Source organism: Phycicoccus sp. Root101, assembly GCF_001426245.1.
In the GTDB taxonomy this organism is placed as follows: Bacteria; Actinomycetota; Actinomycetes; order Actinomycetales; family Dermatophilaceae; genus Pedococcus.
In genome coordinates this window covers 241713-256971 of record NZ_LMCM01000009.1, presented here as the reverse complement: position 1 = coordinate 256971, position 15259 = coordinate 241713, and the positions used below count along the sequence as shown (strand labels likewise).

11 protein-coding genes and 1 pseudogene are annotated in these 15259 nt (G+C 72.4%); 6 read left to right on the top strand and 6 right to left on the bottom strand.

Features of this window, described 5'->3' with window-relative positions; translation table 11 throughout:
• Positions 1 to 3 precede the first annotated feature (3 nt).
• Genes kdpB through kdpF form a run of 3 tightly spaced genes read right to left on the bottom strand, consistent with a single transcriptional unit; the run spans position 4 to position 3775 of the window.
• Complete coding sequence (gene kdpB / locus ASC58_RS15905) at positions 4 to 2031, bottom strand: potassium-transporting ATPase subunit KdpB (protein WP_056919988.1); 2028 nt, start codon at positions 2029 to 2031, stop codon at positions 4 to 6.
• On the bottom strand, positions 2028 to 3677 hold the full coding sequence (gene kdpA, locus ASC58_RS15900; RefSeq protein ID WP_056919987.1) for a potassium-transporting ATPase subunit KdpA: 1650 nt from the start codon (positions 3675 to 3677) through the stop codon (positions 2028 to 2030). Before kdpA ends, kdpB begins: the two co-directional genes overlap by 4 nt.
• Positions 3677 to 3775, bottom strand: a complete 99-nt coding sequence (kdpF, locus tag ASC58_RS21725) for a K(+)-transporting ATPase subunit F (RefSeq protein ID WP_235529273.1) — start codon at positions 3773 to 3775, stop codon at positions 3677 to 3679. The genes kdpA and kdpF overlap by 1 nt, the downstream gene beginning before the upstream one ends.
• Before the next feature lie 88 nt (positions 3776 to 3863).
• Between kdpF and ASC58_RS15890 the strand changes: the two genes are divergently transcribed.
• Positions 3864 to 4526, top strand: coding sequence for an ion channel (locus ASC58_RS15890; RefSeq protein WP_056920122.1), 663 nt, complete (start codon positions 3864 to 3866; stop codon positions 4524 to 4526).
• On the opposite strand, the gene ASC58_RS15885 is transcribed toward ASC58_RS15890, so the two are convergent.
• A complete protein-coding gene (locus ASC58_RS15885) occupies positions 4523 to 5725 on the bottom strand; it encodes a dipeptidase (RefSeq protein ID WP_056919986.1) in 1203 nt (400 codons plus the stop codon). The genes ASC58_RS15890 and ASC58_RS15885 overlap by 4 nt on opposite strands.
• Positions 5726 to 5758: 33 nt before the next feature.
• Here ASC58_RS15885 and rimO point away from each other — a divergent pair, with 33 nt between their 5' ends.
• The 5 genes and pseudogenes from rimO (at position 5759) to ASC58_RS21720 (ending at position 9357) form a co-directional block, all read left to right on the top strand.
• A complete protein-coding gene (gene rimO / locus ASC58_RS15880) occupies positions 5759 to 7318 on the top strand; it encodes a 30S ribosomal protein S12 methylthiotransferase RimO (RefSeq protein WP_056920121.1) in 1560 nt (519 codons plus the stop codon).
• Positions 7315 to 7977 carry a CDP-diacylglycerol--glycerol-3-phosphate 3-phosphatidyltransferase gene (gene pgsA / locus ASC58_RS15875; RefSeq protein ID WP_235529272.1) on the top strand — a complete coding sequence of 221 codons (663 nt, stop codon included), beginning with the start codon at positions 7315 to 7317 and terminating at the stop codon, positions 7975 to 7977. The genes rimO and pgsA overlap by 4 nt, the downstream gene beginning before the upstream one ends.
• An 8-nt stretch (positions 7978 to 7985) precedes the next feature.
• Entirely contained in the window at positions 7986 to 8537 is a 552-nt protein-coding gene (locus tag ASC58_RS15870) for a CinA family protein (RefSeq protein WP_369796246.1), read from the top strand.
• 105 nt (positions 8538 to 8642) lie between these two features.
• Positions 8643 to 8942, top strand: a complete 300-nt coding sequence (locus tag ASC58_RS15865) for a helix-turn-helix domain-containing protein (protein WP_056917698.1) — start codon at positions 8643 to 8645, stop codon at positions 8940 to 8942.
• A 43-nt stretch (positions 8943 to 8985) separates the two neighbouring features.
• Positions 8986 to 9357 (top strand): annotated as a pseudogene (locus ASC58_RS21720) (GrpB family protein).
• A gap of 101 nt (positions 9358 to 9458) precedes the next feature.
• On the opposite strand, the gene ASC58_RS15855 reads toward ASC58_RS21720, so the two are convergent.
• Both ASC58_RS15855 and ASC58_RS15850 read right to left on the bottom strand, forming a co-directional pair.
• Positions 9459 to 10325, bottom strand: a complete 867-nt coding sequence (locus ASC58_RS15855) for an Fpg/Nei family DNA glycosylase (protein ID WP_056919984.1) — start codon at positions 10323 to 10325, stop codon at positions 9459 to 9461.
• Positions 10326 to 10394: 69 nt separating this feature from the next.
• Positions 10395 to 15182: an ATP-dependent helicase gene (locus ASC58_RS15850; RefSeq protein ID WP_056919983.1), complete on the bottom strand. Its 4788-nt coding sequence runs from the start codon at positions 15180 to 15182 to the stop codon at positions 10395 to 10397.
• Positions 15183 to 15259 lie beyond the last annotated feature (77 nt).

Sequence of the window (15259 nt, the reverse complement as noted above, 5' to 3'; positions counted from 1 at the left end):
TGGTCAGCTCAATCCGGGGAGTTGGGACACGAGGAGGTCGATCACCTTGATGCCGACGAACGGTGCGACGACGCCGCCCAGGCCGTAGACGAGCAGGTTGCGGCGCAGCAGGTCGGCCGCGCCGCCGGGGCGGTAGTGCACGCCGCGCAGGGCGAGCGGCACGAGCGCGACGATGACCAGCGCGTTGAAGATGACGGCCGAGAGCATGGCCGACTGCGGCGACCCGAGACGCATGATGTTGAGGGCGTCGAGCCCGGGGAACAGCACGACGAACATGGCCGGGATGATCGCGAAGTACTTGGCGATGTCGTTGGCGATCGAGAACGTCGTCAGCGCTCCGCGCGTGATCAGCAGCTGCTTCCCGATGGCGACGACCTCGATGAGCTTGGTCGGGTCCGAGTCGAGGTCGACCATGTTGCCGGCCTCCTTGGCCGCCGACGTGCCCGTGTTCATGGCCAGTCCGACGTCGGCCTGGGCGAGGGCAGGCGCGTCGTTGGTGCCGTCGCCCGTCATCGCGACGAGCCGACCGCCCTCCTGCTCCTTGACGATGAGGGCCATCTTGTCCTCGGGTGTGGCCTCGGCGAGGAAGTCGTCGACCCCCGCCTCCGTGGCGATCGCCGCCGCAGTGAGCTTGTTGTCGCCGGTGATCATGACGGTGCGGATCCCCATGCGCCGCAACACCTCGAAGCGTTCGGACATGCCTGGCTTCACGACGTCCTTGAGCCGGACGAGGCCGAGGACCCGTGGCGCCCGGCCGGCGGCAGCCAGGGCCACCACCAGCGGCGTGGCACCGTCCCCGGCGATGGCGTCGGCGAGCCGTCCGGTCTCGTCCGGAACTTCGCCACCCTCCTGGGTGACCCACGCGGTGACTGCCGACGCCGCGCCCTTGCGGATGCGCGTCCCGTCGGGGAGGTCCACGCCGGACATGCGCGTCTGCGCCGTGAACTCCACGAACTCCGCTCCCTGCGAGGCGAGCACGTCCGCCGACGTCACACCCCCGAAGTGCTCCAGGGAGGTGGCCAGCTCGACGATGGAGCGACCCTCGGGCGTCCCGTCCGCGAGCGACGACAGGTATGCCGCCTGTGCCAGTTCGCCGTCCGCCGCACCGCTGACCGGGGTGAGCTCGCTGGCGCGCCGGTTGCCCAGCGTGATCGTGCCGGTCTTGTCGAGCAGCAGCGTCGACACGTCGCCCGCCGCCTCGACGGCCCGGCCGGACATGGCCAGGACGTTGCGCTGGACGAGCCGGTCCATGCCGGCGATGCCGATGGCGGAGAGCAGGGCGCCGATCGTCGTCGGGATGAGGCAGACGAGCAGGGCGACCAGGACGATGACCTGTTGCAACCCGCCCGAGTACGACGCCAGCGGCTGGATCGCCATGACGGTGACGAGGAAGAGGATCGTCAAGGTGGTCAGCAGGACCGTGAGCGCGATCTCGTTGGGGGTCTTCTGCCGCGAGGCGCCCTCGACGAGCGCGATCATCCGGTCGATGAAGGTCTCCCCGGGACGGGACGTGATCCGCACGATGATGGCGTCGGAGAGCACCGTCGTGCCACCGGTGACGGCGCACCGGTCGCCACCGGACTCACGGACCACCGGGGCGGACTCGCCCGTGATCGCCGACTCGTCGACCGTGGCGACGCCCTCGACGACGTCCCCGTCGCCCGGGATCACCTCACCGGCGACGACGCGCACCCGGTCGCCGATCCGCAGCGCCGTGCCGGGAACGGTCTCCGTGCCGCCATCGTCCCTGAGCCGGACCGCCAGGGTCTCCGTCCGCGTGGCCCGCAGGGTCGCGGCCTGAGCCCGGCCACGGCCCTCGGCGATGGCCTCCGCGGCGTTCGCGAACAGCACGGTGGCCCAGAGCCAGAAGGCGACGCCCCAGCCGAAGACCGAGGGGTCCAGGACCGCCAGGACCGTCGTGAGGACCGAGCCGATCCACACCACGAAGATCACCGGGGTCCGGACCAGGTGGCGGGGGTCGAGCTTGGTCACGGCCTGGGGGAGGGCCGCGAGGATGGTGGTGCGGTTCATGACAGGGCCTCCGCGAGGGGTCCGAGGGCGAGGGCGGGGAAGAAGGTCAGGCCGGCGAGGACCAGGGCGATGCCGACGAGCAGGCCGGTGAAGAGAGGTGTGTGGGTCGGCATGGTGCCGGCGGTCTCGGGCCGACGCCGTTGCGCTGCAAGGGAACCCGCCAGGCCGAGCACCAGCATCATCGGGACGAACCGACCGACGGCCATGCAGAAGGCGAGCGTCACGTTGAACCAGGGGTTGTCGGCGCTGAGGCCGGCGAAGGCGCTGCCGTTGTTGTTCGCGGCCGACGCATACGCGTAGAGCACCTCGGTCAACCCGTGCGGCCCGCTCGCGAGCATGGTGCTCCGGGGGCCGTCCATGGACAGGGCCGCGCCGGTGAACCCGAGGACGAGGACGGGCATCACGAGCGAGTACAGCGCTGCCATCGTGATCTCGCGCCGGCCGATGGTCTTGCCCAGGTACTCGGGGGTACGACCCACCATGAGCCCTGCGACGAACACGGACAGGATCGCGATGACGACGATGCCGTAGAGGCCCGAGCCGACTCCGCCGGGCGAGACCTCGCCGAGCAGCATGTTGGTGAGGACCACCCCTCCGCCGAGCGGGCTGTAGGACTCGTGCAGCGAGTTGACCGCACCGGTGGAGGTGCTCGTCGTCGCCGCGCCGAACAGGGCCGAGGCCCAGACGCCGAACCGCTGCTCCTTGCCCTCCATCGAACCCGTCGACGCGGAGGCGGCAGCGACCTCGGCCCAGGTGGTCAGGCCGACGCCCGCGCCGAACAGCACTGAGGCGAAGCCGAGCAGGGCGCGTCCCTGTCGGCGGTCGCCCACCATGATCCCGAACGCGCGGGGGAGGGCGAACGGCACGACGAGCAGGAGGAAGACCTCGAAGAGGTTGGTGAAGGGGTTGGGGTTCTCGAACGGGTGGGCGGAGTTGGCGTTGAAGTACCCGCCACCGTTGGTCCCGAGCTCCTTGATGGCTTCCTGCGAGGCGACCAGGCCTCCGCGGATGACCTGCTCCGCGCCGGAGAGGCCGGTCACGGTGGACGGCGCTGCCAGGTTCTGGACGACCCCGCCGACGAGGAGGACGACGGCGGCGAGCACGGCGCCGGGCAGGAGGACGCGGACCGTGCCGCGCACCAGGTCGACCCAGAAGTTGCCGATGCGCCCCGTCCCGTCGCGCAGCAGCGCCCGGGTCAGGGCGATGCAGACCGCGAGGCCCACGGCGGCGGACACGAAGTTCTGGATGGTGAGCCCGAGCGTCTGCACGAGGGGCGTCACACCCGCCTCACCGGCGTAGCTCTGCCAGTTCGTGTTGGTCACGAAGGACACCGCGGTGTTGACGGCGGTCGTCACCCCCATGCCGTCCGATCCCTGGCGCAGGGGCAGTGAGGTCTGCAGGAGGATCAGGCCGAGCAGGAGGACGAAGCCCACCACGCTCACGGCACCCACGCTCACGGCATACGCGCGCCATCCCTGCTCGCGTTCGGGGTCCACTCCGGCGACGCGGTAGAGCACCCGCTCCACCCGCCAGTGCCGCGTGTCGGTGAACACCTTCGCGATCCACGTCCCGAGCGGGACGCAGACCACGACGAGGGCGACCACCAGGGTCAGGAGGGACAGCAGCCCGGCTGCTGCCTCGGACATCAGAACCGCTCCGGGCGGACGAGCGCGTAGACCAGGTAGGCCAGCAGCGCGAGGCCGAGCAGGGCGGCGACGAGGTTCTCGATCACGGTGTCAGTCAAGGTCGCCCGACCGGGGCACCTCCTCGCGTTGACGGCGCCTTGACTGGCGTTGACGCGATCTTGACGGGCGGACCCTAGGGTGGTCGCCATGCGCGACTGGTTGAACGCCGTCAAGAGCCACCCGAGCGGGGTCCTGCTCGCGGCGCAGCTCCTCGAGGTGCTCGCCTACCCGTTCGCCGGCGACACCCCGCTCGGCCGGACCGTCATCGGCCTCTTCGGCGTCCTCGTCCTGGCCGTGGCCGTGTATGCCGTGCGCGCCACGCCGGCGCTCACCTGGGTGGCCGTGGTGCTCGGCGTGCCCGTCGTCGCACTGACGATCGCCGAGGGGTTCGTCCCGGGGAACCAGCAGGTGGTCCTGTGGTCCTCCCTGCTGCACGCGGCGTTCTACGGCTACACGGGGTACGGGCTGATCCGCTACCTGTTCGACGACTCGTGGGTCACCCGCGACGAGATCTTCGCCGTCGGAGCCAACTTCACCGTCGTGTCGTGGATGTTCGCCTACCTGTTCATGGCCGTGCAGGTCGTCTGGCCGGGGTCCTTCATCGCCTTCCAGGGCGAGGGCCACCGGACCTTCCTGGAGCTGCTCTACCTGTCGTTCGCCAACCTCACGAGCGTCGGGCTGTCCGACGTCACCGCGGTCCTGCCCCACGCCCGCTCGGTCGTCATCATCGAGCAGGTCGCGGGCGTCATGTACGTCGCGCTGATCATCGCCCGGGTCGTCGGGCTGACCATCACCCGCTGGCGCAACTAGGCGCGGACCCCGTCGAGCTCGGCGATGGTGGCCAGGCTCGGGCCGCGCTCCGCCTGCAACCGCCGAGCGCCTTCCTCCGCCTCGCCCAGCACCCGGACGATGTTGCCGCTCGTGAGCTTTCCGAGGTCGTCGTCGGACCACCCGCGGTCCGCGAGGGCCTCGAGGAGGGCGGGGTAGCAGCTGACGTCCTCGAGGCCGTCAGGCAACTGACCGACGCCGTCGTAGTCGCCACCGACCCCGACGTGGTCGACGCCTGCCACCTCGCGGATGTGCTCGCAGTGGCGCACGACGTCCTGGAGGGTGGCCCCCGGCGCGGGTGACGTCCGTCGGACGTAGTCCTTGCCCCAGGCCTCGAAGGCCGGACCATCGGCCTGGGTGACGCCTGCCTCCGCCGCCGCGGCGACGGCTTCGGCCTGCCAGGCCGCGGCGTCGGGGTTCACGAACTTGGGCACGAAGGTGACCATGCAGACCCCGCGGTTGTCGCGCAGCGACTCCAGCACGTCGTCGGGGGCGTTGCGCGGGCTGTCGGCCACCGCCCTGGCGGAGGAGTGGCTGAAGATCGCCGGCACCTCGGCGACCCGGAGGGCGTCGCGCATCGTGCCGGGGGACACGTGGGAGAGGTCGACGAGCATGCCGATGCGGTTCATCTCGCGCACCACCTCGACCCCGAACGCCGACAGGCCCCCGAGGACGGGTGCGTCCGTGGCCGAGTCGGCCCAGGGCACGTTGCTGTTGTGCGTCAGCGTCATGTAGCGCACCCCCAGGACGTGCAGCATCCGCAGCGTCGCCAGCGAGCTGTTGATCGAGTGACCGCCCTCGGCGCCGAGCAGCGAGGCGATCCGCCCGGACCCCCAGGCGGCCGTGATGTCGTCCGCGGTCCGGGCGAAGGCGAGGTCGGCGCCATACCGGGCCACCATCTGGTGACCCGCGTCGATCTGCTCCAGCGTGGCGCTCACGGCGTCGTCTCCCGAGAGCTCGGCGGGCACGAACACCGACCAGAACTGGCCGCCCACCCCACCGGCCCGTAGGCGGGGCAGGTCGGTGTGGGTCGGCGTGCCGCCGGCAGCGAGGTCGAGGCGGTCGAAGTCGTAGCCCACCTGCTCGCGGGCCTCCCACAGGAGGTCGTTGTGCCCGTCGATGACGGGGTGCTGTCGCAGCACGGCGGCGACGCGGTCGGCGGTGGTCGTCACGGCGGTCATGGCGCCCACGCTACTCACCGTAGAGTGGGCGCCATGAGTTCGACCGAGCAGCGCAGCGTGGCCCTGGTGACCCTGGGGTGCACCCGCAACGAGGTCGACTCGGAGGAGCTGGCCGGCCGGCTCGCCGCCGAGGGGTGGCTCCTCGTCGACGACGCGGACGACGCCGACGTCGCAGTGGTGAACACCTGCGGGTTCGTCGAGCAGGCCAAGAAGGACTCCATCGACGTGCTCCTCGAGGCCTCTGCGCGCAAGGGCCACTCGAAGACCCAGAAGGTCGTCGCGGTCGGGTGCCTGGCCGAGCGGTACGGCAAGCAGCTGGCGGCCGAGCTGCCCGAGGCCGACGCGGTGCTCGGCTTCGACTCCTACGCCGACATGTCCAGCCACCTGCGCGCGATCCTCGACGGCAACGCCCCCGAGTCGCACACCCCCGGTGACCGCCGACGCCTGCTGCCCCTGTCGCCCGTGCAGCGCCAGGCCGGTTCGGTCGGAGTCGCGCTGCCCGGTCACGGTGGGCCCTCCGGCCCTGCCGTGCCCACCGCTGCTGCCGTGCCGTCCCAGGACGGCACGTCGCCCGAGCAGGTCGCCCCCAGCGAACCGGTCGACGTCACCATCGAGGGTCCGGTGCCGGCCTCCGGCCCGCGCGTCATCCGCGCCCGCCTCGACGGCCGCCCGTGGGCGCCGCTGAAGATCGCGAGCGGTTGCGACCGGCGCTGCGCGTTCTGCGCCATCCCGTCGTTCCGTGGGGCCTTCGTCTCGCGCCGACCGATGGACATCGTGGCGGAGGCCCGCTGGCTGGGGGAGCGCGGCGTCAAGGAGCTCTTCCTCGTCAGCGAGAACTCCACGTCCTACGGCAAGGACCTCGGCGACATCGGCCTGCTCGAGAAGCTGCTCCCCGAGCTCACCGCCGTGCCCGGCATCGAGCGGGTCCGTGTGTCCTACCTCCAGCCCGCCGAGATCCGTCCCGACCTGCTCGACGCGATGGCGTCGATCCCCGGCGTGGTCCCGTACTTCGACATCAGCTTCCAGCACGCCTCGGCCACCCTCCTGCGCTCGATGCGCCGGTTCGGTGGGCGGGAGGCGTTCCTCGGCCTGATCGACGAGGTCCGCGCGCGGGCGCCGAAGGCCGGCATCCGCAGCAACGTCATCGTCGGGTTCCCGGGTGAGACCGAGGCCGACCTCGACGAGCTCGAGGCGTTCCTGGTGGCCGCGCGGCTCGACGTCGTCGGTGTGTTCGGCTACTCCGACGAGGATGGCACCGAGGCGGAGACCTACGGCGACAAGCTGCCCGAGCACGTCGTCGCCGAGCGCGTGTCACGGTTCACCGCCCTGATCGAGGAGCTCAACCTCCAGCGCGCCGAGGAGCGGATCGGTGAGACGGTCGACGTGCTCGTCGAGTCGGTCCCGAGCGGAGACCTCGGCGACGGTGACGACGACGAGCCGATGGTGGTCGGTCGCGCGGTGCACCAGGGTCCGGACGTGGACGGCGTCACCCTGCTCGCGCCGGAGGACTGGCCCGGCCTGGCCGTCGGCGACATCGTGCACGCGGTGGTGGTGGCAACCGAGGGCATCGACCTCGTGGCAGAGCCGGCATGAGCGAGTCGGCCCCGCTGCCGGACCCGATGACCGAGCCGGTCTCGACGCCGACACCGAGCGCCTGGAACATCGCGAACGCCCTGACGGTCTCGCGGATCCTGCTCGTGCCCGTCTACGGCTGGCTGCTGCTCGCCGGCAGCGGCCACAACCCGACGATGAGGTGGTGGGCGGCTGCCGTGTTCGTCATCGCCACGGCGACCGATCGGGTGGACGGCGACATCGCCCGCAGCCGGGGGCTCATCACCAACTTCGGCAAGATCGCCGACCCCATCGCCGACAAGGCGCTGATGAGCATGGCGTTCATCGGCCTCGCCTCCCTCGGTGACCTCCCGTGGTGGATGACCCTGGTCGTGCTGGTCCGCGAGTGGGGCGTCACCGCGATGCGCTTCGTCGTGATCCGCCACGGGGTCATGCCCGCCGGGCGCGGCGGCAAGGTCAAGACGGCCCTGCAGAGCCTGGGCCTGACCCTGTTCACGCTGCCGCTGTCCACGTTCCCCGGCTCCGACGTCTGGCACCTCGTGGCCTGGCTGGTGCTGGGCCTGGCCGTGCTCGTCACCGTCGTCACCGGGCTCGACATCGCCTACAAGGCCCACCGCCTGCGCCAGACCAGCGAACGTGCCGCCATGAAGCGCGCCGCCCGGGCCGCCCGACGCCGATGACCGGGGCCGTGTCGGCCGCGGACGTCGTCGCTGCGCTGCGCGCGGCCGGGACGACGGTCGCCACCGCCGAGTCGCTCACCGGCGGCCTGGTCGCCGCGGCCCTCACCGACGTGCCCGGAGCCTCCGCCGTGGTCCGCGGCGGGGTGGTGAGCTACGCGACCGACGTCAAGGCGTCCGTGCTGGGTGTCGACCCGGCCGTCCTCGCCGAGGGTGGCGCCGTCCAGGACAGGGTGGCCCGCGAGATGGCGCTGGGTGCCGCCCGCGTGTGTGGCGCCGACCTCGGCGTCGCGACGACCGGCGTGGCCGGACCCGATCCGCAGGACGGCCGCCCGGTGGGGACGGTCTTCGTCGCGGTCGCCCGGGCCGGTCAGGAGCTCGACCGCGTCGAGGTCCGCGAGCTCGCCCTGACGGGCGACCGTGCGGCGATCAGGGCTGCGACCGTCGCCGCCGCCCTCGCCCTCGTGAGCGAGATCATGGGCAGGTCGGCGGACGTGGACGGCGCGTCGGGGTGGACGCGTGGGGTCGGTGGGGCGGAAGATTCCGGCCGTGCCCGTCGTTGACCCGTGCGAACCTCGTGATTCCCGAATCCTGCGCGCGCAGCGTCAGGGCTGCGGGGTACCGTGGTCCCGTACCCGTCCCGGTGACGACCAGCTGAAGGAGGCGTCATGATCCTGCTCCGTCGCGAACTCGGTGACGTCCTCCGTGAGCAGCGCCAGTCCCAGGGCCGCACGCTCCGCGAGGTGTCTGCCGCGGCCTCGGTGTCGCTGGGGTACCTCAGCGAGGTCGAGCGCGGTGAGAAGGAAGCCTCGTCCGAGCTGTTGTCGTCGATCTGTGGCGCCCTGCACCTCCCCCTGTCCGAGGTCCTCGGCCAGGTCTCCGAGCGGGTCGCCGAGACCGAGGCGCTGACCGCTCCGGTGTCGCTGCCGCTGCCGGCCACCGCGCTGGTCTCGGCCTCCGCCGCCTGACGCACCTGTCCGCGGGGACGACGAGCGGCCGCCTCCCGAGGTCGTGGTGGGTGCTCTCTGCCTGTCCGTCGAGCACGTCGGCTCCACGTCGGTTCCGGGGCTGTCCGCCAAGCCCGTCATCGACATCCTGCTGCTCGGACCCGATTCGGACGAGTGAGCCCCCGTGCCGGTCCTCGAGGCGTTGGGTTGCATGCTGCGCATCCGCGAGCCCGACTGGCAGGAGCACCGGGTCCTCTACCGTCGTCGTGAGAGCGGGGCCCCGTTCGACGTGAACCTGTACATCTTCTCGCCCGGGGCAGCCGACGCGGAGGTCGCCCGGATGCGCCGCTTCCGGGACTGGCTGCGCACCCACCCCGACGACCGTAAGCGGTATGCCGCGACCAAGCGCGATCCGGCGACCCGCCGGTGGCGGTAGGTCCAGGACTACGCCGACGTGAAGACGGAGGTCGTCGAGTCGATCCTGCGCCGCGCGGGCGCGCCCGAGGCTCCCCTGAGGGCCTCTGCCCGCCAGGAGGATCAGGCGCGGCGGTACGGCGTGGCCCGACCACCCGACGACCCCATGGGGCGTTGCGGTCGCCCGTCGTCCGTCGGTCCGAGGCCGCCCTGACAGCTCGGGCAGTAGAACATCGTGCGCTCCTGCGGCGCCTGTCCGATCATCGCGACCCGGATGCCGGTGCCGCAGCGTCGGCAGGGCCGTCCGGACCGGGCGTGGACGAAGCTCTCCTCGCCCCGCCGCCGGACCCCGGTGCTCGACTGCACGGCGTGGTGGCGGGCGGTGTCAAGGAGCCGGTGGGCCCGGTCCACGAGACGTTCGACGACGTCGGCCTCCAGGTCGGCGGCCGCGGTCCACGGATGCACCTTCTCCATGAACAGGCTCTCCGAGGCCCACAGCGTGCCGACCCCGGCGAGGTTGCGCTGGTCGAGCAGGGCGGCCCCGATGGTGGTGGGGGAGGAGCGCAGGTTCGAGACCGCCACGACGGCGTCCCAGTCCGGCCCCAGGACATCGGGCCCCAGGTGGCCCACGACGTCCGACTCACGACTGGTGGGCAGCAGCTCGAGCACACCGAGACGCAGCCCCAGTGCCGTCCACTCGTGCGTGCCGACGGCAGCCCGCAGGTCGGCCCTGCGCAGCCAGCGTCCGTTGTCCCCGGGCGCCTCGACGCGCCACTGTCCCTCCATGCGCAGGTGCGAGTGCATCGTGACGCCGTTGTCGAGCCGGTGCAAGACGTGCTTGCCACGGCTGACCACCTCGGTGGTCGTCGCGCCACGGAAGTCGGTCGTGGCGATCTCCGGGAACCGCACGTCCCAGAGCGTGATCTCCTGACCCGCCACGGCCCGGTGCAATCGCGTCGCCGTGCGCCAGACCGTGTCGCCCTCAGGCACGCACGGACCCGTTCACGAGAGCGGTGGCCAAGGAGGTGACGACGCCGATGCGCCCACCAGCGGAACGGCTCATCGCCGCAACCGCAGCCCGCGAGGGGTGGCGTGGAAGCCGGCGTTGGCCAGGGCCGCCACGAGCGGGTGCTCGGACCCCAGCAGGGCCCCGCCGTCGGCCTTCTCGACCGTCAGCCGGCCGAGGGCTCCTTCCCGTACCGCGAGGGCCAGCGCGTCGGCTGCTCCCTGGAGGCGCATCGGGTCGTCGGTCCAGGACAGGAGCGTCTTGCCACCGCGCTCGACGTAGAGCACCAGCTCGCCGTCGACGAGCACCACCAGGGCTCCGGCCTTGCGACCGGGCTGGTGGCCCTTGCGGCCTCCGGCTGACCCGCGGGCGGCCTTGCCCGCCTCGCTGTCGGCCGGGTCGTCCTCGTCCCGGGTGACGCGGTCGGGCCATGGGAGGGCAGCGCCGTAGGCGTTGGCAGGGTCGGTCGCAGCGAGCACCAGGGCGGGACCCTGCTGCTCGTCGGGGTCGCCGCCCGGCTGCCGTGCACCCGCACGGATCCGGTCGATGGCCCCGGTCGTCGAGAACTGGGCCGCACCGAGGAACTCGACGAAGTACCCGCGCCGCACCCGCCCGGACTCCTCTGCAGCAGCCAGCACCCGGTAGACCCCGGCGAACCCGCCGGGGACGTCCTCGGCGACGACCGAACCCCGGGTGACCACGCCGTACCGGTCGAGGAGCACCTCGGCGGTGGCGTAGGCCCGCACCGTCGCATCGCCCTCGGTCTCGGGGAGCAGCGACCAGCGCCCGGCGCCGGCCGGTGGGCCGGAACGGGCCGGCAGGGACGGACGACCCAGGCCGCGTCGTCCCGACAGGGTGCCCAGCGAACCCTGCCGCCCGGCATACCGCGAGGAACGGGGACCGGACGTGCTGCGGCGGTGGGCCGTGCGGCCGCCGGAGAGCAGCGCCCGGAGCGGGGCGATGGTGTCACCGCTCAGGCGCCCCGCCCAGACCAGCGCCCAGAGGTCGGTGAGCACCTGCTCGTCGTCGGTGCTGCCGACGGCGTCGGAGAGGGTGCGGAAGAAGTAGGCGCCGCCCCCAGACAGCGCCTCGACCATGGCCTGCTGCGACTCGCTCAGGGTCTCGTCCGCCGGCGGGGGCATCGTGAGGTGCGCCGTGTCGGCGAGGTGGAGGGAGACCCAGCCGTCGTCGCCGGGGAGCGACCCGTGGCCGCGCCACAGCACCTCGCCGCTGCTGGTCAGCTCGTCGAGCAGGGCCGCGGTGTACCCGGCCACGCGGGTCGGCAGGACGAGGGTCTCCAGTGCGCTCGCCGGGAGCACCGCACCGGCGAGCTGCTCCACGGCGCGGATGAGTCCGTCGCGACCGCGCAACCCACCACCGACGCCCTGCCACTGCGGCAGGAACCGCGCGAGCTCGACCGTCGCGACCGGCTCGACCTCGGCGCGCAGCGCTGCCAGCGACCGCCGGCGCAGCATCCGCAGCACCTCGGCGTCGCAGTAGTCCAGGCCGTGCCGGCCGCCGCCGTTCTCCAGCGGGAGCAGCTCACCCTCGACGACGCGGCCGGAGGCCACGAGCCGGCGCAGGGTGTCGAGCGCGACGGCTGGTCCCACGCCCCACCACGCGGCGACCGTGGACACCGGGAACGGGCCGTGGGTGCGGGCGAACCGGGCGACGAGGTCACCGAGCGGGTCGGGGACGGGCTCGAGGAAGGCCTGGGGGACGCCCACGGGCAGCGAGGCGCCGAGGGCGTCGCGAAGTCGACCGGCGTCCTCGATGGCGGCCCAGCGCTCCTCGCCGGCAACACGGACCCGGATCAGGCGGCGCGCACCCTCGAGGTCGACGAGCCAGCCGCCGATGTCCTTGTGGGACAGGGCCTCCTGCGACCGACGCTGGATCTCGGACAACGACAGGGGACCGAGCACGCGGAGCAGGTCGGCGATGTCCTCGGCGTCCCGGCAGGCGCGCTCGGGCACGAGGCGCTGGAGCTCGTTCTCGGTGCGGGTGACCTGCTCGGGGTCGAGCAGGTCGCGCAGCGACAGGCCCTCACCCCGCCCGAGCAGCTCGGCGAGCAGGGTGGGGTCGAGGGACAGGGCGGCTGCGCGCTTCTCCGCCAGGGGCGAGTCACCCTCGTAGAGGAACTGCGCGACGTACCCGAACATCAGGGACCGTGCGAACGGCGAGGGCTGGCGCGACTCGACGTCGACGAGGGTGACCTCGCGCGACTCGACGGCCTTCATCAGGGTCTCGAGCCCGGGCACGTCGAACACGTCCTGGACGCACTCGCGCACGGTCTCGAGGATGATCGGGAACGAGGCGTACTGGCTGGCGACCTCGAGCAGCTGGGCGGCTCGTTGACGCTGCTGCCACAACGGTTGGCGGCGGTCGGGGCGACGTCGGGGGAGCAGCAGGGCACGCGACGCGCACTCGCGGAACCGGGCGGCGAACAGGGCCGACCCGCCGATCTCCGAGGTGACGCGGTCGTGCACCTCGTCAGGGTCGAGGCGCACCAGCTCCATCAGCTCGGCGCCGACCCCGCGCCCGTCCTCGAACTCCAGGTCGGGCAGCCGGAACACGATCCCGTCGTCACCGTGCATCGCCTGCACGTCGACGCCGAACCGCTCACGCATCCGCGCCGAGACGCACAGCGCCCACGGAGCGTGCACCTGGCCGCCGAACGGCGAGTGGACCGCGACCCGCCAGTCGCCGATCTCGTCGCGGAAGCGCTCGACGACGATCGTGCGGTCGTCGGGGACGTGGCCGGTGGCCTCCTTCTGCTCACGCAGGTAGGCGAGCAGGTTGTCGGTGGCCCATTCGTCGAGGCCGGCCGCGGTGACGCGCTCCCTGGCCTTGGCGTCGCTCAGGCCCACCACCTCGCGGACGAACGCCCCCACGGCCCGACCGAGCTCGGCCGGACGACCGAGCTGGTCGCCCTTCCAGAACGGGAGCTTGCCCGGCATCCCGGGGGCCGGGGTGACGAGCACCCGGTCGTGGGTGATGTCCTCGATCCGCCAGGTGGACGTGCCGAGGGTGAAGACGTCGCCGACGCGCGACTCGTACACCATCTCCTCGTCGAGCTCGCCCACGCGCCGACCGGCACCCTCGGACGAGGCGAGGAACACGGCATACAGGCCGCGGTCGGGGATGGTGCCGCCGGAGGTGACGGCGAGGCGCTGGGCGCCGGGGCGCCCGCTGAGGACACCGGTGACGCGGTCCCAGACGATGCGCGGTCGCAGCTCGGCGAACTCGTCGCTGGGGTAGCGGCCGGACAGCATGTCGAGGACCGACTCGAGGATCGAGCGCGGCAGCGACGAGAACGGTGTGGCTCCGCGCACGACCTTCTCGAGGTCGTCGACGGTCCAGTCGTCGAGGGCGCACATGGCCACGATCTGCTGGGCCAGGACGTCGACGGGGTTCGCCGGGACGCGCAGGGACTCGATGGCGCCCGCCCGCATGCGTTCCACGACGACCGCCGTCTGGACCAGGTCGCCGCGGAACTTCGGGAACAACACGCCCCGGGAGACCGCTCCGACCTGGTGACCGGCCCGGCCCACGCGTTGCAGCCCGCTGGCCACCGACGGTGGGGACTCGACCTGCACGACGAGGTCGACCGCACCCATGTCGATGCCGAGCTCGAGGCTCGAGGTCGCCACGACGGCCGGGAGGCGACCCGCCTTGAGGTCCTCCTCGATGAGCGCCCGGTGCTCCTTGCTCACCGACCCGTGGTGGGCGCGGGCGAGCACGGCCGGCGCCCCGTTCGTCGAACCGGCCTGGGCCATCATCTGGGCCGGGGTGCGGGACCCGGCAGCCCCTCGACGCTGCTCCGCCGCCGACGGGGCGGTGGTCGCAGCGCCCGTGAGCTCGCTCCCCGACTCCTCGGCCTCCGCGCGCTCCGCGGCGACCTTCTCGAGGCGTTCCTCCCAGATCTCGTTGAGGCGGCTGGTGAGCCGCTCGGCGAGGCGGCGCGAGTTGGAGAACACCAGGGTCGAGCGGTGCGAGGCGATGAGGTCGACGATCCGCTCCTCGACGTGCGGCCAGATCGAGGCGCGGCGCTCGCCACCCGCCGCGGGCCCGGAGAGGTCGTCCTCGATCACCTCGCCCAGGCTGGACATGTCGGCGATGGGCACGACGACGTCGAGGTCCCACTCCTTGGTTGACGGCGGTCGCACGATCTCCACCGGCCGGCCACCGGCGAGGTAACGGGCGACCTCCTCGACGGGCTCGACCGTGGCGGACAGCCCGATCCGCTGGGCGGGTGCGTCCAGGAGGGCGTCGAGCCGCTCGAGGGTCAGGGCGAGGTGGGCGCCGCGCTTGGTGCCCGCGACGGCGTGCACCTCGTCGAGGATCACCGTCTCCACACCGGCGAGGGCCTCGCGCGCCTGCGAGGTGAGGATGAGGAACAACGACTCGGGCGTCGTGATGAGCACGTCGCTCGGGGTGCGGGCGAACGCGCGCCGCTCGTTGGCCGGGGTGTCGCCGGAGCGCACCGCCACCGTGATCTCGGGCTGCGGGAGGCCGAGCCGGGTGGCCGCGTGACCGATGCCGACCAGGGGTGAGCGCAGGTTGCGCTCGACGTCGACGGCGAGGGCCTTCATGGGGGAGATGTAGAGGACGCGGCAGCGCTTGAGCTTCTCCGGCGGCGGCGGGGTGCTCGCCAGCCGGTCCAGCGCCCACAGGAACGCCGACAACGTCTTGCCCGAACCGGTGGGGGCCACGACGAGGGCGTGCTGCCCCGAGCTGATCGCCTCCCAGGCCCCGGCCTGCGCCGCGGTGGGCTCGCTGAAGGAACCGCGGAACCACTCCGCGGTGGCGGGGGAGAAGCGCTCGAGGACGTCGGAAGCCATGTGCTGGACAGCCTGCCACGGGCCACCGACACCTGCTGCCGGCCGGCCCGCGGGACAACCCTCGCCGCCCCCGCGGC

Bases quoted from the DNA above. Each gene is read 5' to 3' on its own strand.
- kdpB (WP_056919988.1), bottom strand. From the start codon at position 2,031: ATGAACCGCACCACCATCCTCGCGGCCCTCCCCCAGGCCGTGACCAAG.
- kdpA (WP_056919987.1), bottom strand. From the start codon at position 3,677: ATGTCCGAGGCAGCAGCCGGGCTGCTGTCCCTCCTGACCCTGGTGGTC.
- ASC58_RS15890 (WP_056920122.1), top strand. From the start codon at position 3,864: ATGCGCGACTGGTTGAACGCCGTCAAGAGCCACCCGAGCGGGGTCCTG.
- ASC58_RS15885 (WP_056919986.1), bottom strand. From the start codon at position 5,725: ATGACCGCCGTGACGACCACCGCCGACCGCGTCGCCGCCGTGCTGCGA.
- rimO (WP_056920121.1), top strand. From the start codon at position 5,759: ATGAGTTCGACCGAGCAGCGCAGCGTGGCCCTGGTGACCCTGGGGTGC.
- pgsA (WP_235529272.1), top strand. From the start codon at position 7,315: ATGAGCGAGTCGGCCCCGCTGCCGGACCCGATGACCGAGCCGGTCTCG.
- ASC58_RS15865 (WP_056917698.1), top strand. From the start codon at position 8,643: ATGATCCTGCTCCGTCGCGAACTCGGTGACGTCCTCCGTGAGCAGCGC.
- ASC58_RS15850 (WP_056919983.1), bottom strand. From the start codon at position 15,182: ATGGCTTCCGACGTCCTCGAGCGCTTCTCCCCCGCCACCGCGGAGTGG.